Source organism: Microbacterium allomyrinae (assembly GCF_020682705.1).
Taxonomy (GTDB): Bacteria; Actinomycetota; Actinomycetes; order Actinomycetales; family Microbacteriaceae; genus Microbacterium; species Microbacterium allomyrinae.
Genome location: NZ_JAGTTN010000003.1, coordinates 367,475 through 385,783, shown reverse-complemented (window position 1 = coordinate 385,783; position 18,309 = coordinate 367,475). Strand labels below are relative to the sequence as shown.

General features: G+C 65.6%; 19 protein-coding genes and 2 tRNA genes. 9 read left to right on the top strand and 12 right to left on the bottom strand.

Features of this window, described 5'->3' with window-relative positions; genetic code table 11:
* Positions 1–11: 11 nt before the first annotated feature.
* Positions 12–584: a peptidylprolyl isomerase gene (locus tag KEC57_RS11575; protein ID WP_229384767.1), complete on the bottom strand. Its 573-nt coding sequence runs from the start codon at positions 582–584 to the stop codon at positions 12–14.
* A gap of 97 nt (positions 585–681) precedes the next feature.
* On the opposite strand from KEC57_RS11575, the gene KEC57_RS11570 reads away from it, so the two are divergent.
* Both KEC57_RS11570 and KEC57_RS11565 read left to right on the top strand, forming a co-directional pair.
* A complete protein-coding gene (locus KEC57_RS11570; protein ID WP_229384766.1) occupies positions 682–1,212 on the top strand; it encodes a DNA helicase in 531 nt (176 codons plus the stop codon).
* The gene (locus KEC57_RS11565) at positions 1,212–1,700 is read left to right on the top strand and encodes an aminoacyl-tRNA deacylase (RefSeq protein ID WP_229384765.1); all 489 of its coding nucleotides are present in this window, start codon (positions 1,212–1,214) and stop codon (positions 1,698–1,700) included. The genes KEC57_RS11570 and KEC57_RS11565 overlap by 1 nt, the downstream gene beginning before the upstream one ends.
* 31 nt (positions 1,701–1,731) lie before the next feature.
* Here KEC57_RS11565 and KEC57_RS11560 read toward each other — a convergent pair whose 3' ends face one another.
* From KEC57_RS11560 to KEC57_RS11550, 3 genes are all read right to left on the bottom strand, one after another.
* The gene (locus tag KEC57_RS11560; protein WP_229384764.1) at positions 1,732–2,157 is read right to left on the bottom strand and encodes an NUDIX hydrolase; all 426 of its coding nucleotides are present in this window, start codon (positions 2,155–2,157) and stop codon (positions 1,732–1,734) included.
* A gap of 82 nt (positions 2,158–2,239) precedes the next feature.
* Positions 2,240–2,312 (bottom strand) — tRNA-Ala (locus KEC57_RS11555).
* 13 nt (positions 2,313–2,325) lie between these two features.
* Positions 2,326–2,399, bottom strand: a tRNA-Ile gene (locus KEC57_RS11550).
* A 152-nt stretch (positions 2,400–2,551) separates the two neighbouring features.
* Here KEC57_RS11550 and KEC57_RS11545 point away from each other — a divergent pair.
* Positions 2,552–3,265 (top strand): VIT1/CCC1 transporter family protein, encoded by a 714-nt coding sequence (locus KEC57_RS11545; protein ID WP_229384763.1) that lies wholly within the window; start codon positions 2,552–2,554, stop codon positions 3,263–3,265.
* A 61-nt stretch (positions 3,266–3,326) separates the two neighbouring features.
* Here KEC57_RS11545 and KEC57_RS11540 read toward each other — a convergent pair whose 3' ends face one another.
* The 7 genes from KEC57_RS11540 to dnaA form a co-directional block, all read right to left on the bottom strand.
* Entirely contained in the window at positions 3,327–3,731 is a 405-nt protein-coding gene (locus KEC57_RS11540; RefSeq protein WP_229384762.1) for a DUF3566 domain-containing protein, read from the bottom strand.
* A complete protein-coding gene (gene gyrA / locus KEC57_RS11535) occupies positions 3,728–6,343 on the bottom strand; it encodes a DNA gyrase subunit A (RefSeq protein WP_229384761.1) in 2,616 nt (871 codons plus the stop codon). The genes KEC57_RS11540 and gyrA overlap by 4 nt, the downstream gene beginning before the upstream one ends.
* A gap of 90 nt (positions 6,344–6,433) precedes the next feature.
* Positions 6,434–8,476 (bottom strand): DNA topoisomerase (ATP-hydrolyzing) subunit B, encoded by a 2,043-nt coding sequence (gyrB, locus tag KEC57_RS11530; protein ID WP_229384760.1) that lies wholly within the window; start codon positions 8,474–8,476, stop codon positions 6,434–6,436.
* A gap of 123 nt (positions 8,477–8,599) precedes the next feature.
* Entirely contained in the window at positions 8,600–9,151 is a 552-nt protein-coding gene (locus KEC57_RS11525) for a DciA family protein (RefSeq protein ID WP_229384759.1), read from the bottom strand.
* Entirely contained in the window at positions 9,144–10,301 is a 1,158-nt protein-coding gene (gene recF / locus KEC57_RS11520) for a DNA replication/repair protein RecF (RefSeq protein ID WP_229384758.1), read from the bottom strand. The genes KEC57_RS11525 and recF overlap by 8 nt, the downstream gene beginning before the upstream one ends.
* Positions 10,302–10,372: 71 nt before the next feature.
* A complete protein-coding gene (dnaN, locus tag KEC57_RS11515) occupies positions 10,373–11,524 on the bottom strand; it encodes a DNA polymerase III subunit beta (RefSeq protein WP_229384757.1) in 1,152 nt (383 codons plus the stop codon).
* Between the two features lie 477 nt (positions 11,525–12,001).
* Positions 12,002–13,471, bottom strand: coding sequence for a chromosomal replication initiator protein DnaA (gene dnaA, locus KEC57_RS11510; RefSeq protein WP_229384756.1), 1,470 nt, complete (start codon positions 13,469–13,471; stop codon positions 12,002–12,004).
* A gap of 312 nt (positions 13,472–13,783) precedes the next feature.
* Between dnaA and rpmH the strand changes: the two genes are divergently transcribed.
* Genes rpmH through rsmG form a run of 6 tightly spaced genes read left to right on the top strand, consistent with a single transcriptional unit; the run spans position 13,784 to position 16,971 of the window.
* Positions 13,784–13,921: a 50S ribosomal protein L34 gene (rpmH, locus tag KEC57_RS11505; RefSeq protein WP_056223155.1), complete on the top strand. Its 138-nt coding sequence runs from the start codon at positions 13,784–13,786 to the stop codon at positions 13,919–13,921.
* A gap of 9 nt (positions 13,922–13,930) precedes the next feature.
* Complete coding sequence (gene rnpA, locus KEC57_RS11500; RefSeq protein ID WP_229384755.1) at positions 13,931–14,266, top strand: ribonuclease P protein component; 336 nt, start codon at positions 13,931–13,933, stop codon at positions 14,264–14,266.
* Positions 14,263–14,619 carry a membrane protein insertion efficiency factor YidD gene (gene yidD / locus KEC57_RS11495; RefSeq protein WP_229384754.1) on the top strand — a complete coding sequence of 119 codons (357 nt, stop codon included), beginning with the start codon at positions 14,263–14,265 and terminating at the stop codon, positions 14,617–14,619. Before rnpA ends, yidD begins: the two co-directional genes overlap by 4 nt.
* Positions 14,620–14,627: 8 nt before the next feature.
* Positions 14,628–15,761, top strand: a complete 1,134-nt coding sequence (gene yidC, locus KEC57_RS11490) for a membrane protein insertase YidC (protein WP_229384753.1) — start codon at positions 14,628–14,630, stop codon at positions 15,759–15,761.
* Between the two features lie 44 nt (positions 15,762–15,805).
* A complete protein-coding gene (locus tag KEC57_RS11485; RefSeq protein ID WP_229384752.1) occupies positions 15,806–16,324 on the top strand; it encodes a Jag family protein in 519 nt (172 codons plus the stop codon).
* A 23-nt stretch (positions 16,325–16,347) separates the two neighbouring features.
* Positions 16,348–16,971 carry a 16S rRNA (guanine(527)-N(7))-methyltransferase RsmG gene (gene rsmG / locus KEC57_RS11480; RefSeq protein ID WP_229384751.1) on the top strand — a complete coding sequence of 208 codons (624 nt, stop codon included), beginning with the start codon at positions 16,348–16,350 and terminating at the stop codon, positions 16,969–16,971.
* A gap of 814 nt (positions 16,972–17,785) precedes the next feature.
* Here the strand turns inward: rsmG and KEC57_RS19255 are convergent.
* On the bottom strand, positions 17,786–18,175 hold the full coding sequence (locus KEC57_RS19255) for a hypothetical protein (protein ID WP_443677005.1): 390 nt from the start codon (positions 18,173–18,175) through the stop codon (positions 17,786–17,788).
* Positions 18,176–18,309 lie beyond the last annotated feature (134 nt).

Below are 18,309 nucleotides of genomic sequence, written 5' to 3'. Positions count from 1 at the left end.
CGTCGAACGGATCAGACGGCGGCGATGTCGATCGACTCGATCACGACGGGCTCGACCGGGCGGTCGCCGGCCGCGGTCGGCACTGCGCCGATCTTGTCGACGACGGCCTTGGAGGCATCGTCGGCCACCTCGCCGAAGATCGTGTGCTTGCCCTGCAGCCACTCGGGGCCACGCCCGCCCTGACCGGGAACGGTGATGAAGAACTGCGATCCGTTGGTTCCCTCGGGCTGGCCGGTGATCGCGTTGCGGCGCAGGCCCGCGTTCGCCATGGCGAGCTTGTACGGCGCGGTGAAGGTCAGTTCGCCGCTGATCTCGTCGTTGAAGTTGTAGCCGGGACCGCCGGTGCCCTGCCCGAGCGGGTCGCCGCCCTGGATCATGAAGCCCGAGATGACGCGGTGGAAGATGACGTCCTTGTAGAGGGCTCCCTCGCCGGGCTTGCCGGTTGCCGGGTGCGTCCACTCGCCGGTGCCGTCGGACAGGCCGATGAAGTTCTGGACGGTGCGGGGGGCGTGATCGCCGAAGAGGTTGACGACGATGTCGCCGTGGTTGGTGTGGATGGTTGCGACTGCGGTGTGAAGCGGCATTCATACATTGAATCAGAGTTCCCTGCAACCCCACCCGTCCCGGCGCCCGTCTGGCAAGATGGGGAAGGACCGACATCCCCACGACAGGGAGGGCACCGTGAGCCTCAGCCGCAAGCGCAAGAAGGAACTCGAGAAGCTGCAGAAGCAGGCGAGCAGTCTGTGGGAAGCGCAGCAGGTGCTGGTCGGTGAGGCCGCCACCGTCGCTCGTGAAGCCGGACGACAGCTCGGAAAGTACGGACGTGAGCAGGTGGCACCGCAGGTGCAGGCCCGCTACGACCAGTACGCCGCACCGCACGTGGATCGAAGCCTGCGGGTGAGCCGCAAGGTCGTGAACGACACCATCATCCCCGCCGCAGGCGCGGTGGTCGGATCGGCGATGTCGGTGTGGGACGCCGCGAACGACTCACGCTCGCGCATCGGCGGCGGACGCTCGCTGTCGCTTCCCAGCTGGGCGAAGTCCGCTCCCGTGCCCGTGCCGGTCAAGAAGGGCATCGGCGCCGGCGGCGTGATCGCGATCATCCTCGGAGTGGCCGCCGCGCTCGGCGTGCTCTACGCCGCCTGGCAGACGCTCCGTGCCGACGACGAGCTCTGGGTGGCCGACGACCCGCTGCGCGCACCCGACGCGTGATGTCCGATTCCGTCCCGCTCGACGGGGTGGATCGGGTGACGACGGCAGCCGCTGCGCGCGGTCTCGACATCGAGATCAAAGAGCGGCCTGCCGCGAACAGCCTTGCCGAAGCGGCGGCGATCCTCGGGCTCCCGCCCGCGGGAATTGTCAAGACGCTGGTGGTCAAACGCAGCGACGACACGTTCCTGTTCGCACTGATCCCCGGCGACCGGGCGATCTCGTGGCCGAAGCTGCGCGCCGTCGTCGGGGTGAACAAGCTGCAGCTGCCCGACCCCGCCCGCGCCCTCGCAGCGACCGGCTACGAGCGCGGCACGATCGTTCCGATCGGCAGCACCACCGAGTGGCCGATCTACGCCGATGCCGAAATCGTGGGGCGTCGCATCGCCATGGGTGCGGGCGCCCACGGGTACAGCCTGTTCGTCGAGGCGGACGACCTCATCGCGGCATACGGCGCGACGGTCGCCGACATCTCGCAGCCGCTCGACTAGCGGCATCCGATCGACCGGCATCCGATCGACGTCAGACCAGCCCCGCCATCTCGAGCGCGATATCGACGAGCTTGACGCGCTGCAGCTTTCGTACCTCGCCCAGCGAGAACCACTCCGCGCGGTCGGTCGACCCGTCGACCTCGTTGCGCAGGCGCCCGCCGGTGATCCGCGCGCGGTAGACGATGCGGATGGTGTGCAGCGGTTCGGTGACTCCTGGTGTGAGCCGTCTTCCCGGTGGGATCACGCGCGAATGGATGCCGAGCAGGGCGTCGATCGCAACTTTGTAGCCGGTCTCCTCCCGAACCTCGCGGCGGGCCGCGCGCTCGGGCTCTTCGCCGGGCTCCAGTCCACCGCCGGGCATGGTCCACGCCGCGCGGCGGCCCTCGTTCCAGTGCGCCAGCAGGATGCGGTCGTCCTGATCGAGGATGACGGCGTACGCCGCGACGCGCAGGTCCATGCGCTTCACCCTACCGACCGAGAGGCACATGCACAGAACGGAGAAGCCGGCCCAGACGGCCGGCTTCGAGGGGTGGTGACTGTGGAGCCTAGGAGATTCGAACTCCTGACATCCTGCTTGCAAAGCAGGCGCTCTACCAACTGAGCTAAGGCCCCGGGGCTTTTACAGTGGGGCTACCAGGATTTGAACCTGGGACCTCTTCATTATCAGTGAAGCGCTCTAACCAACTGAGCTATAGCCCCGTTTCGGTGCGGAACTTGCGCTCCGCAACCTCCAAGACTTTACCGGACGATCGGCGTTTTCACGAATCGAAGGGTGAAGCATCCGTCGCCGTGTGGCGGGATCAACGCCGCGCCTGGGTCGCGGGTCGGGCGATGCTTGATTGACTGGGTGCGTGACGTCCCATCCGCACGCCGGTGAGCCGCACGCCGCCGGGCTCGGGCAGCGGCTCAACTGGCTGCGCGCCGGGGTGCTCGGCGCGAACGACGGCATCGTCTCGGTCGCCGCGCTCGTCGTCGGCGTTGCAGGCGTCACCACCGACACCGCTGCGCTGTTCACCGCCGGCATCGCAGGTCTCGTCGGCGGCGCGATCTCGATGGCGCTGGGCGAGTACGTGTCGGTGAGCAGCCAGCGCGATACGGAGCGTTCGCTCATCGCGAAGGAGCGGCGGGAACTGCGGGAACTGCCCGAGGCCGAGCTCGACGAACTGACCCAGCTGTACCGCGACCGCGGTCTCTCCGAGGCGACGGCACGACAGGTCGCCACGGAGCTGACCGCTCACGACGCTCTCTCCGCGCACCTCGAGATCGAGCTGCACATCGATCAGGACGACCTCGTGAACCCGTGGCACGCCGCCCTCTCATCGGCGGTCGCGTTCACCCTCGGGGCCTTGCTGCCGCTGCTCGCGATCCTGCTGCCTCCGCCTGAATGGCGAGTGCCGGTGACATTCGTCGCCGTCCTGATCGCCTTGGCTCTGACCGGGACCGTGGCCGCCCACCTGGGTGGCGCGCCGCGGGGGCGGTCGGCACTCCGTCTCGTCGTGGGCGGAGCGCTGGCCCTCGCCGCGACGTGGTTGATCGGCACCCTGCTGGGCACCACCGTCGTCTAGAAGAGCCGATCGCCGGCATCCGGAATCTGGTTCACGGATGCCGGCGATGCGACGGAGAAGATCAGTTCGAGGTGAAGCCGACCAGCAGACCGCCGGTGACCTTGACCGCGAGGTTGTAGATCCCGGCGATGACCGCGCCGAGCACCGTCACGACCACGAGGTTCAGGATCGCGACGACCGCCGAGAACGCGAGGACCTGCGGGAAGCTCACGAAGTCCGAGAGCAGGACGGTGCCATCCGAGAAGCTGCTGAAGAACTCATCGGCCTTCGTGATGAGGCCCGTGGTCTGCACGACCAGGAAGACCATCACGAACGCGACGACCGTGACGACGGCGATCGCGATCGCCGCGAGGAAGGACAGCTTCACTGCGGACCAGAAGTCCACGTATACCAGCCGGAGTCGGACCTGCTTGGCGCTGGTCTTGTGGCTGGACTTCTTGGCGAGCTTGTCGGCTACCGTGCTCATTCGTCGGGGCTCTCTTCGGGTGTCTCGGGAGAGGCGTCCGACCCTGCGGGGGTCTCAGGGGCCGGAACTTCGTCTTCTGCCTCGGCTTCTTCGGCCAGTCCACGCTCCCCGTTTCGGGCGATCGCGATGATCCGATCATCGCCCCCGGCACGGGCGAACACGACACCCATGGTGTCGCGTCCCTTGGCTGGTACCTCGGCCACGGCAGAGCGTACCACCTTGCCACTGGCAAGAACCACCAAGACCTCGTCGTCCTCGCCGACGATCAGACCGCCCGCGAGAACGCCTCGATCGTCGTTCAGACGGGCCACCTTGATGCCCAGTCCGCCGCGGTTCTGCACCCGGTACTGGTCGACGGCGGTGCGCTTCGCGTACCCGCCCTCGGTGACCACGAAGACGAATTCGTCGTCCTTCGCGACCGACGCCGACAACAGGCTGTCGCCCGGACGGAAGTCCATGCCCTTCACGCCCGACGTCGAGCGGCCCATCGGACGCAGTGCGCCGTCAGTCGCCGAGAAGCGCAGCGACATGCCGCGCCGACTGATGAGGAGGATGTCGTCGCCCTCGTCGACGAGGAGCGCGCTGACGAGCTCGTCCTCGGTGTCGACGTCGGATTCGTCGTCCTCGTCGCCGGCATGATCGCGCAGCTTGATCGCGATGATCCCGCCCTGGCGGTTCGTGTCGTACTCGGTCAGACGCGTCTTCTTGACGAGGCCGCTCCGCGTCGCGAGAACCAGATAGGTCGCCACGGCGTAATCACGGATGTCGAGGATCTGCGCGATCTCCTCGTCCGGCTGCAGCGCGAGCAGGTTCGCGACGTGCTGTCCCTTCGCATCACGGCCGGCCTCGGGCACCTCATACGCCTTCGAGCGGTAGACGCGGCCCTTGTTCGTGAAGAACAGGAGCCAGTGGTGCGTCGTGGTGACGAAGAAGTGCTCCACGACGTCGTCGGCGCGCAACTGCGCGCCCTTGACGCCCTTGCCGCCACGGTGCTGCGACCGGTAGTTGTCGCTGCGCGTGCGCTTGATGTAGCCGTCGCGTGTGACGGTGAGGACCATCTCCTCTTCGGGGATGAGGTCTTCCATCGACATGTCGCCGTCGAACCCGTGGAGGATGTGCGTGCGACGATCGTCGCCGAAGCGGTCGACGATCGCAGTGAGCTCTTCGGCGATGATCGTGCGCTGGCGCTCGGGGTCGGCGAGGATCGCCTGGAAGTCGGCGATCTGCAACTCGAGTTCGGTCGCCTCGTCGATGATCTTCTGACGCTCGAGGGCCGCGAGGCGGCGCAGCTGCATCTGCAGGATCGCATCGGCCTGGATGTCGTCGATGTCGAGGAGTGCCTTGAGGCCTGCGCGCGCGTCGTCGACCGTCGGCGAGCGGCGGATCAGCGCGATGACCTCGTCGAGTGCATCGAGCGCCTTGAGGTAGGCGCGCAGGATGTGCATGCGCTCCTCGGCCTTGCGCAAGCGATAACGGGTGCGCCGGACGATGACCTCGACCTGGTGCTCGACCCACAGCGAGATGAAGCCGTCGAGCGACAGCGTGCGCGGCACGTTGTCGACGATGGCCAGCATGTTGGCGCCGAAGTTCTCCTGCAGCTGGGTGTGCTTGTACAGATTGTTCAGCACGACCTTCGCGACGGCGTCGCGCTTGAGCACGACGACGAGTCGCTGCCCGGTGCGGTCGCTCGTCTCGTCGCGGATGTCGGCGATGCCGGTGATCTTCCCGTCACGCGCCAGATCGCTGATCTTGACCGACAGGTTGTCGGGGTTGACCTGGTACGGCAGTTCGGTGATGACGAGGCACGTGCGTCCCTCGATCTCTTCGATCGCGACGATGGCGCGCATGGTGATCGAGCCGCGCCCGGTGCGGTACGCCTCGCGGATGCCCTTGGTGCCGAGGATCTGCGCGCCGGTCGGGAAATCAGGGCCCGGGATGCGCTCGAGCAGCGCGTCGAGCAGCTCTTCACGCGAGGCATCCGGGTGCTCCAGCGCCCATAGCGCGCCGGACGCCACCTCGCGGAGGTTGTGCGGCGGGATGTTGGTAGCCATGCCGACGGCGATGCCGACGGAACCGTTGACGAGCAGGTTCGGGAACCGGGCCGGCAGGACCGACGGCTCCTGGGTCTGACCGTCGTAGTTGTCGTGGAAGTCGACGGTCTCCTCTTCGATGTCGCGCACCATCTCGAGCGCGAGCTGAGCCATCTTGGTCTCGGTGTAGCGCGGTGCGGCGGCACCCATATTGCCGGGCGAGCCGAAGTTGCCCTGTCCCTGTGCCAGCGGGTACCGCAGCGACCACGGCTGCACGAGCCGGACGAGGGCGTCGTAGATCGCGGTGTCACCGTGCGGGTGGTACTGACCCATCACCTCGCCGACGACGCGCGCGCACTTGGAGAACGACTTGTCGGGGCGGAAGCCGCCGTCGTACATGCCGTAGATCACGCGGCGGTGCACGGGCTTCAGGCCGTCCCGCACATCGGGCAGCGCGCGGCCGATGATGACCGCCATCGCATAGTCGAGGTAGCTGCGCTGCATTTCCAGCTGCAGATCGACCTGGTCGATGCGGCCATGCTCGTGCCCGGGGTTCGCGTCGGGGCGTTCTTCGTCTGTCATGTGCGTTCTTTCATTAATTCCGTTTCGTCTCGCTCCGCTCGCTCAACAACCGGTCGTTGAGCGATGAGCGCAGCGAGGAGACGAAACGCATCAGATGTCGAGGAAGCGGACGTCCTTGGCGTTGCGCTGGATGAACGTGCGACGGGACTCCACGTCCTCGCCCATCAGCACCGAGAAGATCTCATCCGCCGCGGCGGCATCGTCGATCGTGACCTGCTGAAGCGTGCGGGTGGTGTGATCCATCGTGGTCTCCCACAGCTCTTTGGCGTTCATCTCGCCCAGACCCTTGTAGCGCTGGATGCCGGAGTCCTTCGGCAGGCGCTTGCCCGCAGCGAGACCCTGCTCCATGAGGCCGTCGCGCTCCTTGTCGGAGTACACGTACTCGTGTGCGGAGTTCGACCACTTCAGGCGGTACAGCGGCGGCATCGCGAGGTACACGAATCCGGCTTCGATGAGGCCGCGCATGTAGCGGAAGAGCAGCGTGAGCAGCAGCGTCGTGATGTGCTGACCGTCGACGTCGGCATCGGCCATCAGCACGATCTTGTGATAGCGCGCCTTGTCGATGTCGAAGTCCTCGCCGATGCCCGTGCCGAAGGCCTGGATCATCGCCTGCACTTCTTTGTTGGCCAGGGCCTTGTCGAGGCGGGCGCGCTCGACGTTGAGGATCTTCCCGCGCAGCGCCAGGATCGCCTGCGTGTGCGGGTCGCGTCCCGACACCGCGGAACCACCGGCCGAGTCGCCCTCGACGAGGAAGATCTCGCTGATCGAAGGATCCTTGCTCGTGCAGTCCTTGAGCTTGTCGGGCATCGCGGCCGATTCGAACACGCTCTTGCGGCGTGCCGTCTCGCGGGCCTTGCGCGCCGCCATGCGTGCGGTCGCCGCGTCGATCGCCTTGCGGATGATGTTCTTGGCCTGTGCCGGGTTGCGGTCGAACCAGTCTCCGAGCTGGTCACCGACGACCTTCTGCACGAACGCCTTCGCTTCGGTGTTGCCGAGCTTCGTCTTCGTCTGACCCTCGAACTGCGGCTCGGACAGCTTGACCGAGATCACAGCGGTCAATCCCTCTCGCACGTCGTCCCCGGAGAGGTTCTCATCCTTCTCCTTGACAAGGTTGTTGGCTCGCGCGTACTTGTTGACCAGTGTGGTCAGTGCTGCGCGGAATCCCTCTTCGTGCGTTCCGCCCTCGTGCGTGTTGATGACGTTGGCATACGTGAACACGTTCTCGGTATAGCTCGTGGTCCACTGCATCGCGACCTCGGCCGAGATCTTGCGAACCGGGTCCTCGCTCTCGAAGGCGATGACCTCCTCGTTGACGTGCTCGGCCTTGCGCACCCTGTTGAGGTACTCGACGTAATCGACCAGACCGCGCTCGTAGAGGAAGCTGTCGTTCGGCTGCTGCAGTACGACGTCTCCTCCCGGCTCGGAGGTGTCCTCGTATGCGGAGTCGGGGCGCTCATCGCGCACGTCGATGCGCAGGCCCTTGTTCAGGAACGCCATCTGCTGGAATCGGGTGCGCAGGGTGTCGTAGTCGAAATGGGTCGTCTCGAAGATGGTGGGATCCGGCCAGAACGTTATCGTCGTGCCGGTCGCATCGCTCTCCTCAGCGCGCTCGAGGGGAGCCTGGGGAACACCGCCGTCACGGAACGACTGCCGCCAGACGTACCCCTGGCGGCTGACTTCTACTTCGAGGCGCGTCGACAGCGCGTTCACGACCGACGAGCCGACCCCGTGCAGACCACCCGAGACCGCGTAGCCGCCGCCGCCGAACTTTCCGCCGGCGTGCAGGACCGTCAGCACGACCTCGACCGTGGATTTGCCCTCGGTCTTGTGCATGTCGACCGGGATGCCGCGACCGTTGTCGATCACGCGCACGGCGCCGTCCGACATGATCGTCACATCGATCGTGTCGCAGTAGCCTGCCATGGCCTCGTCGACGGAGTTGTCGACGATCTCCTGGACCAGGTGGTGAAGACCACGAGGTCCGGTGGATCCGATGTACATGCCGGGGCGCTTGCGGACTGCTTCCAGGCCTTCGAGCACCTGGATCTCGTCTGCCCCGTATTCACCGGGGGTCTGAGCGGCGGTCCGCTTCTGGGGTTCCTCGGGAACGTTTTCGGGAATGTCGGACGTCATGTTAACGAGGGGCTCCAAATCCTGCGACGGGGGCCCTGACAGTCTATCTGTTTACGAGGCGATAACGCGCCGCACACGGCCCTGTGAAGCCATGAAACGCAGCCCGATACCTCCCGACGTGCCTCAGCCGTAGGTATCGCGCGGGCCACGCCCTGGAATCGTTCTGGGACCCCATTTCCAGGAGGGGACGTCCGGGCCCAAGAAGCGGATCGCGTCGACCCCGGCTTCGGGGAACCGGCGAACGATTTCCGAAAGGATGTGCGCGCGCATCAGCTGCAGCTGCTTCGCCCACGCCGTCGAGTCGGCCTGGACGGTGAGCGTACCCTCCGAGAACGCGACCGGCCGGGTGTGCTGCGCGGTGTCGGCTCCGGCGACCTCCGCCCATGCGGTCACCACGTCTTCACGAGCGAGCTGCGTGTCCCACCCGGCCTCGCGAGTGAGGTCGGCCAGAACGTCGGCGACTCCGCGCGGGTCGCGCCCGGCCGTGAACGGCAGACGCTCGTCTTCGGGATCGCGACGACGACGACGACGGAAAGAACGGGCCGACGGTTCGAGTCCGCGAAGGCGGAGATAAGTCGCGATTGTCTCGGGGATCCGGCTGGAATCCGAGGTTTCACCCTGGTCAGAAGCTGATTTCGGCGCGTGTCCGGGCACGTCGTCCCGTGGCTCAGGCATCCGTCGACTCCAGGATCTGGCCCGCCTCGACGCGGACGACGCGGGCGCGCAGCGCGGCCGGGACGTCCTCGCCCACAGCGGCGGTCACCACGACCTGCTCGTAGTCTCCGGCCAGCACCGCCAGGCGGGCGCGACGGTCGGCGTCGAGCTCGGCGAACACGTCATCAAGGATCAGCACCGGGTCACCGAGCCGCGAATCCGCCCGGAGCAGCTCGGCCGACGCGAGTCGAAGAGAGAGAGCGACCGACCACGACTCGCCATGGGAGGCGTACCCCTTCACCGGAAGGCCGCGCACGCGCAGAACGAGATCGTCCCGGTGCGGCCCGACGAGCGTCAGCCCCCGCTCGAGTTCGGACGTGCGCCGATCGGCCAGCGCCTGTCGGAAGAGGTCCGCGATCCGTGAGGTCGAGTCATCCGGAACCGGCGCATCGCCTCCCTCTTCCGGATCGGCGCCGCTGGCCGAGAGCGCCCACGCGATCTCGGGACGGTGATCGGCGCCGGCGATCGCGGTGTACGCCGCGATCAGGGGTGCGGCCAGATCCGTCGCGAGGGCGAGCCGGGCCTCGATCACCTGGGTGCCGAGGGCGACGAGCTTGTCATCCCACACATCGAGCGTCGATAGCGCGTCTCCGCGGATTCCGCGCGCTTTCGCGGATTTGAGCAGCGCCGTGCGCTGCTTCAGCACCCGGTCGTAGTCGCCCAGCACGCCCGACATGCGCGGGGCACGCTGCACCAGGAGCTGATCTGCGAATCGGCGACGCGCGGACGGGTCGCCGCGGACGATCTGAAGATCCTCCGGAGCGAACAGCACCACTTGCGCGTAGCGCGGGAGTTCGCTCGGCTTCACCGGGGAACCGTTGACCCTCGCCTTGTTGGATCCCTGGCGATTGACCTGAGCCTCGAGCAGCACGCGGCGCTCACCGTGCGCGAGACGTGCACGGATGATCGCGGCGTCGGCGCCGTCACGCACCATCGGCGCATCATTCGAGACTCGATGCGAGCCGAGCGTTGCGAAGAAGGCGATCGCCTCGGCCAGATTCGTCTTGCCCTGGCCGTTGCGCCCCACGAAGACGTTGGGGCCCGGAACGAGCGTCACCTCGGCGACCGCATAGTTGCGGAAGTCGACGAGACTCAGCTGCTCCACGATCACCGGTCAAGCCTAGTTCGCTGCCCCGACGCGCCCGCAGGCGCACGCACCGACGTGACGAGTGCGGCAGCGGATCAGCGCAGGAGCAGGTTGGGCTGCAGCAGGTAGCGGAACGACTCGGCACCGGCTTTGTCGACCGAGGTCTGCGGGGTGATCAGCACCGGGCTCAGCTTGTTGGCGTTGTCGCTGGAGGTGAACGTGATGCGCACGAACTCGCTCTTCACGGCGCCGAGAGACTCGAGCAGGTACTGCGGATTGAGTCCGAGCGTGACGTCTTCGCCCACCAGGATCGCGTCGACCGACTCGGTCGCACGGGCCTGCTCGGTTCCGGAGGCGTCCATCGAGACGCTGTCGGTGGTGAACGTGAACCGCAGCGGTGCGGACCGGTCGAGCACGAGCGACACACGGCGAACAGCCTCGGCGAGCTCAGCGGTGTTGACGACGGCGTGGTGCTCGGTCGCTTCGGGGAAAAGGCGGCGGACCGGTGGGAAGTTGCCCTTGATGAGCAGTGAGGTCACCGTCTTGTTGCCCGCGGTGAACGCGATGATCTCGCGATCGCCCGATCCTGAGAAGGCGATCGAGATATCGCCGCCGTGTGCGAAGGTCTTGCCGACCTCGGTCAGCGTGCGCGCCGGCACCAGTGCGGTCGTCGGTTCGACAGCGGCGGCCGACCCGCCGTCCCACGGGATCTCACGGAGTGCGACCCGGTAGCGGTCGGTGGCGACGAGGCTCAGCGCGGTGCCGGAGACCTCGAGCTGAACACCCGTCAGCACCGGGGTGACGTCGTCACGCGAGGCGGCGAAGGCGACCTGGGCGATCGCGGTCGCGAAGTCCTCGGAAGGAACCAGCCCGGAGTCACCCGTGACCTCGGGGATCGCGGGGTACTCCTGCACGGGCATGGACGCCAGAGTGAACCGCGCCGAACCGCAACTGAGGACGATGCCCGACTCTTCGTCGACCTCGATCTGGATCGGAGCATTCGGGAGCCTGCTCGCGATGTCGGACAACAGCCGTCCGTGGACGAGGATCGTGCCCGGCTCATCGACCGTGGCCTCGATCGTGGTGCGGGCCGAGGCTTCGTAGTCGAATGCGGCGAGCGAGAGGCCTTCGGCAGATGCCTCGATCAGAACACCGGCGAGGATCGGCTGAGGATTGCGCTGCGGCAGGAGTTTGACGACGAACGATACGGCTTCGCTGAACACATCGCGATTGACGTGGAACTTCACGAACGCTCCCTCTGCAGCGAGCCCACAGGCTGCGGGCTCGGGGTTCTCATGCTAGTGGCAGGTCTGACGAAATCCAGACCCACGGTGCCGCGGCATCCGTTCCACCGCCCCGTCCACAGCAAAGGTCATTGGATCCCTTCTCCCACTTAACTTCTTGTCATGGTGTTAACGGCTGTGGAAACTGTGGACAACTGTCGCGATCCCAAGCGGGACAGCGGAACCACACCCGTGTGACTTGTGGAAGGGCTGCGGATGGCTTGCAGGATGTCGGAAGACGCGCCCCGGACTTTCCCGATTCATCCACAGGCGGGCCCCGATCGCTCACAGGAGTTTCCGCAGGGTCGGAGAGTTATCCACAGGTTTTCCACACTGTGAAGAACCGGAATCTTGGCCCTGTGAACCGGGCGTGTCAAGGACTTCTTGCGGCATATGGCGCCGAGCGGCGCAGCCTGACGTCCTATGACGTGGAGCGGGTGGTCAGCGGCCGTTGCGACCGAGCTGTGCGGTGATCTCGGAGACCTGGTTGTAGATGGATCGCCGCTCTTTCATGAGCTCGCTGATCTTCTTGTAGGCGTACATCACGGTGGTGTGATCACGGTTGCCGAACAGCTGCCCGATCTTGGGCAGGGACAGGCTCGTTCGCTCGCGGCACAGGTACATCGCGATCTGGCGCGCCTGAGCCACCTGCTGCGATCGGCTCGAACCGTACAGGTCGTCGACCGTCAGCTTGAAGTAGGCGGCGGTGGCCGTGATGATGTCGGTCGGTGAGATGACATTGGCGTCGTCCTGATCGACGATGTCGCGCAGCACCGTCTGTGCGAGCGACATATCCAGCGTCGAGCGGTTCAGGCTGGCGAATGCCGAGACGCGGATGAGGGCGCCCTCGAGTTCGCGGATGTTGGACGACACCACCGTCGCGATGTACTCGAGCACCTCGTCGGGAATGTGCAGTCGCTCCGACTGCGCCTTCTTGCGGAGGATCGCGATGCGGGTCTCGAGGTCCGGTGCCTGGACGTCGGTGATCAGGCCCCACTCGAAGCGACTGCGCATGCGGTCCTCGAAGCCGGTGAGGTGCTTCGGGGGCACATCGCTCGTGATCACGACCTGCTTGTCGTGATCGTGCAGCTGGTTGAAGGTGTGGAAGAACGCCTCCTGCGTCTCAGCACGACCCTGCAGGAACTGGATGTCGTCGATGAGAAGGATGTCGACATCCCGGTACCGCGCCTGGAATGCCGATCCGCGGTTGTTCGCGATCGAGTTGATGAAGTCGTTCGTGAACTCCTCGCTCGAGACGTATCGAACCCGGATGCCGGCGTACAGGCTGAGCGCGTAGTCGCCGATGGCGTGGAGCAGATGCGTCTTGCCGAGGCCCGAATCGCCGTAGATGAACAGCGGGTTGTACGCCTTGGCCGGAGCCTCGGCGACGGCGACCGCGGCGGCATGCGCGAAGCGGTTGGACTGACCGATGACGAAATTGTCGAACGTGTACTTGGGGTTCAGACGGGTATCGCTGCGCGAGACGGTGGAGACGGGTTCCTTGGCCTCGTCGAGCGGCGCGCGTCCGATGGATGCCGCGGCCGACGTCGTCGGAAGGGACCCGGACTGCAGGGTGCCGTTCGAGATGCCGTTCGACTGCACCGGAAGAGGGGCGGTGAGGTGCGCGTCTGCCAGATCGGGGTTGACGACGACGCGGAACGTGGTGGCCGGGCTGTGGTCGACCTGTTCCACGCGAGCGAGGGCCTCCATGATCGGAGCCCGCATGCGCTTGGTGAACTGCGCGGCGGTGAGATCGTTGGGCACATCCAGATAGAGCGTGCCGCCCATGACGCCCTGCGCGACGGCGAGACTGAGGAATCCGTGCAGCTGCGGCGTGATCCGCTCGTCTTTCAGGAGCTCGTCGAGCACGGCCGACCAGACCGGGACATCTGGTATTTCGTGCGGTGACATGGCTCCCCCGGGTTGTTGATGACTCCACCGGATGCCGCGGAAACGCGGTGCCTGGCCTGTGGATAAGTGCCGGAGCCACGCTAGTCAGCAGGCGTCGCATGAGCAAACTCCACTGTAGGACCGGCCCGCGTGTCGGTGCCAGGTGCACGAGTGCCTCGCGGGCATAATGCCCGCGCGCGGATCCCGGTTTGAGTTCTGGGCCATATCGACGTAGCCTTAATCGGTTGACTTGTGCCTACACGGCCGTCCCCTTGTACACCCGTCCCCGGTCTCGAGCGTCCCGGTGACACCTGATCGGAAGTAGTCCCCAAAATGAGCAAGCGCACTTTCCAGCCGAACAACCGCCGCCGCGCCAAGAAGCACGGCTTCCGTGCCCGCATGCGCACGCGTGCCGGACGTTCGATTCTCGCGGCTCGTCGCCTCAAGGGGCGCACCGAGCTCTCGGCGTAAAACCGAGCGGTGCTGGCGAGGCCGAACCGACTCACCCGCGGAGCGGATTACAAGGCCGTCGTCCGTCGGGGTCGTCGGCGTGCCGGAACGCACACCGTGACCTATGTGAACCGCGTCGTGACCGATGGTCCGGCGCGGTTCGGCTTCATCGTCAGCCGCCAGGTCGGTGGCGCCGTCGTGCGCAACACCGTCCGTCGTCGCCTCAAGGCGCTGTGCGCCGAGTCACTTCCGACGCTGGAATCGGGCACTGACGTGGTGATCCGTGCGCTGCCGAGCGCGGCATCCGCCTCTTTCGACGATCTTCGCGCCGAAGTCTCGCGTGGTCTCGTGCGGAGGACCCCGTGAGCGTCCTTCCCGCGTATGCGCTCGGCGATGCCCGACTCGAGGCATCCGATCTCGTCCACACCGTGCCATTGCTTCCCCGCAACGCCCTCCTTGCACTGCTGCACGGATACCGCGCCACGATCTCGCATACTTACGGCGACGTCTGCAAGTACTACCCGTCGTGCTCCGCCTACGCCGTCGGCGCCGTGCAGCAGCACGGCGCCGTGAAAGGCGCTGCGCTCACCGCCGCGCGACTGGCCCGCTGTCACCCATGGGCCGTCGGGGGCGTCGATGACGTTCCGGCTCACGCGAACTTCCGGCACGCACTGACCCCTCACGGGTTCGTGGTGCCCGCCCCCACCGGAAAGGACTGATCCACCGCATGGATCTCTTGCTCGCCTCCACCCCCGCCGCGACGACGACGGGGGGTGGGTTCGACCTCTTCGGCACCATCCTGTGGCCGCTGAAGTGGCTGGTGGAACTCGTCCTCGTCGCCTGGCACTGGTTCTTCACCGCGATCGGGCTTCCTCCCGCTGACGGCATCACCTGGGTTCTCGCCATCATCGGTCTGGTCATCGTGGTGCGATCGGCGATGATTCCGCTCTTCGTGAAGCAGATCAAGAGCCAGCGTAAGATGATGGAAATCGCTCCTGAACTGCGAAAAGTTCAGGAGAAGTACCGCGGCAAGAAGGACCAGCTGTCACGCGAGGCCATGAGCCGCGAGACGATGGCGCTGTACAAGAAGCACGGCACCACGCCGGTCTCGAGCTGCTTGCCTCTGCTCGTCCAGATGCCCGTGTTCTTCGCACTGTTCAGTGTGCTCAACGACGTGACCAAGCACGCGACGGCCGGTATCGGCGGCGTGGGCCCGCTGAGTGCGGAACTCACGGAGCAGTTCTACAACGCGAAGCTGTTCGGCGTCGCTTCGCTTCACGAGACGCTGATCGACGCCGTCAACACGGGCAACACCACGGCGATCGTCATCCTCGTCATCCTCGTCGTGCTGATGATCGGCTCGCAGTTCTTCACGCAGCTGCAGATCATTTCGAAGAACCTCTCCCCCGAGGCCAAGACCGGCCAGGCGTACCAGATGCAGAAGATCATGCTCTACGTGCTGCCCTTCGCCTTCGTCTTCTCGGGTGTCTTCTTCCCGCTCGGTGTCGTCATCTACTGGTTCATGTCGAACCTCTGGACCATGGGTCAGCAGTTCCTCGTCATCCGTGAGATGCCGACCCCCGGCTCCGACGCGGCGAAGGCTCGCGAAGAGCGCCTCGCTCGCAAGGGCAAGGCGATCGACGCCTCGGGCAAGGTCATCCCCATGGAGAAGTACGAGGCTGAGCAGCAGCGTCTGTTCGAAGAGGCCGAGGCACAGCGTGCCGCGGCCCCCAAGCGTCAGCAGCCCGTCGGCAAGCAGCGGGCGAAGAAGCAGGGTCAGCAGAAGCCTCAGTCGCCCAAGTCCGCCGGCGGTTCGGGTGACGACGCACCGGCATCGCCCGGCAGTGGCGCGGCATCCTGATCACGCGGCTTTCAGCCCTTTCGTAGAGACGACCCGAGGACTTCATGACCACTTCGCCTGACATCGCTCCTGTCGATGCCGCCCCCGATCGTGTGCCCGCGACAGTTGCGCAGCTCGAAGAAGAGGGCGACATCGCCGCTGACTTCCTCGAGGGTCTGCTCGACATCGCTGACATCGACGGAGATCTCGATCTCGACGTGCGCTCGGGTCGTGCCTATGTGTCGGTCGAGGGTCCTGCGGACGGCTCGGTCTCACTCATCGCGCACCCCGACACCGTGCAGGCACTCCAGGAGCTGACCCGTATCGCCGTGCAGAGCCGTACGGGTCGGTTCTCTCGTCTGATTCTCGATGTGGGCGGGTCGCGCGACGCGCGGCAGCGCCAGCTCTCGATCCTTGTGGACCGTGCGATCGAGCGCCTCGAGGACGGTGCGACGCAGGCATCGCTGCCGGCCATGTCGAGCTACGAACGCAAGCTTGTTCACGACATCGTGTCGGAACGTGGTTTCGTGTCGGAGTCCTACGGCGATGGCGCCGATCGCCACACCGTCATCAGCCGCGGCTGATCACCGTTTCACGTGAAACATTCATGATCGAAATCGAGAACGAGCCCGCGGTCGCCGCACAGATCTTCGGCGACCGGATCGAGGTTGCCCGTCGCTTCGCTGAGGCACTGGGACGTCACGGTGAGGAGCGCGGTCTGATCGGCCCGCTCGAGCCTCCACGTCTGTGGTCTCGCCACATTCTGAACAGTGCGGTGATCGCTCCCCTCTTCTCGGGGCGCGTCGGCGACGTGGGATCAGGTGCAGGTCTTCCTGGACTGGTGCTTGCAATCGCGCGGCCTGATGTCGAGTGGGTTCTCATCGAGCCTATGGAACGACGCGTGGCCTGGCTCTCGGAGCAGGCTGATTCGCTCGGTCTCGATAACGTCGAGGTGGTGCGGGCGCGAGCCGAGGACTGGAAGTTCGGGGCGACCCTCGATGCGGTGACCGCTCGAGCAGTGAGTGCGCTGCGCACGCTCGTCCCTCTCACCGCTCCCCTGGTCCGAAGTGGTGGTGAGCTGATCCTGCTCAAGGGCACCAGCGCGACCAACGAGATCGAGGCGGCCGAGAAGCAGCTTCGCAAATTCAAGGTGACAAACGCTCGCGTCGAAATTGTCGGTGAAGGTCTCCTGGAAGAGCCCTCCCGGGTCATACGCGCCACCGTGCGCTGATACGTCGCGTCAGCGTCGTCGACGGCCCGTCCTGCCGACCGAGTAGCGCGCCGGCGCGTATCGAGATCACAACGACCGTTTCACGTGAAACATGCACCGTCGATTCAGTAGACGTTCGTTTCGATGCGGGTCTGTTCTCGCCTACTCGACGGGTGTGAGGCGTCGCTGTACCTGCAGTCCTCAGCGATCGAGTAGCGCGCCAATGCGTGTCGAGTTCAGTCACATACGCGTCGTTTCACGTGAAACATGCACCGTTGATTCTGTTGACGTCGTCTCGACGGTGCTCTGTCCTCGCCTATTCGACGGGCACGTCCTGGCGTCGAGCGCGCGACGTGCCGTCCTCGGCCATCGAGTAGCGCGCCCGCGCGTATCGAGATCACGCTGACCGTTTCACGTGAAACATGCACCGTCGAATCTGTTGACGTTCGTCATGACACGGCTCGTTCCGCGCCTACGCGACGGGCGTGAGGCGTCGCTCTGCCTGCAGTCTGAGCGATCGAGTAGTGCGCCAGCGCGTATCGAGATCAGCCGCAGGCCGTTTCGCGTGGAGGTGCATGTCGATTCTGTTCACGTTCGTCTCGATACGGCTCTTTCCTCGCCTACTCGACGGGCACGTCTAGCGTCCGAACGCGTGCCGTGCGGTCCTCGTCTATCGAGTAGCGCGCCCGCGCGCATCGAGATCATTCGCCAGCCGCAGGACTTCAGGTGGATGAGCGTGGCTCGGGAAGACCGATCGTTTTACCCCCGACTCCTCCCCTGCCCATAGATGCGTTCAAGCATCCACAGACCGCTGGGATCCAGAATGTCTCACCGTTCATGCATCAGAAGATGAAGGATGCCGTTCATGTGCATTCTTGAATGCTCCGATCGTTCCCTCTACGTCGGCAGTACCCGCGAGCTGGAACGCCGTCTGGCGCAGCACAACGACGGGCAGGGCGCGGCGTACACGCGAACCCGCCTTCCTGTGCGGCTGCTCCACTTCGAACAGTTCGATGGAGTCGCCGATGCCTATCGGCGGGAGAAGCAGGTTCAGGGGTGGGGCCGAGCGAAGCGGCTGGCACTCGTGAAGGAACAGTTGGAACGACTGCCCGGTCTCGGTAGGAAGGACGTCAGTATCTAGCCGGTTCATGTTCTCGGTGATCGAGTTCTCGGGCAATCCGCCACTCGGTGGACTACCCATGCGGTATTGGACGACCCCGGCCATCGACCAGAGAGTATCGATGACCACGCACGGGTTTGGTGCTCCTGGCCCGACGAGTCAGTAGCGCGGAGGGGAATCGAGCTCCGGTCGACCACAGATTGTTTCACGTGAAACGTAAGAACTGGAGTGTCCGATGA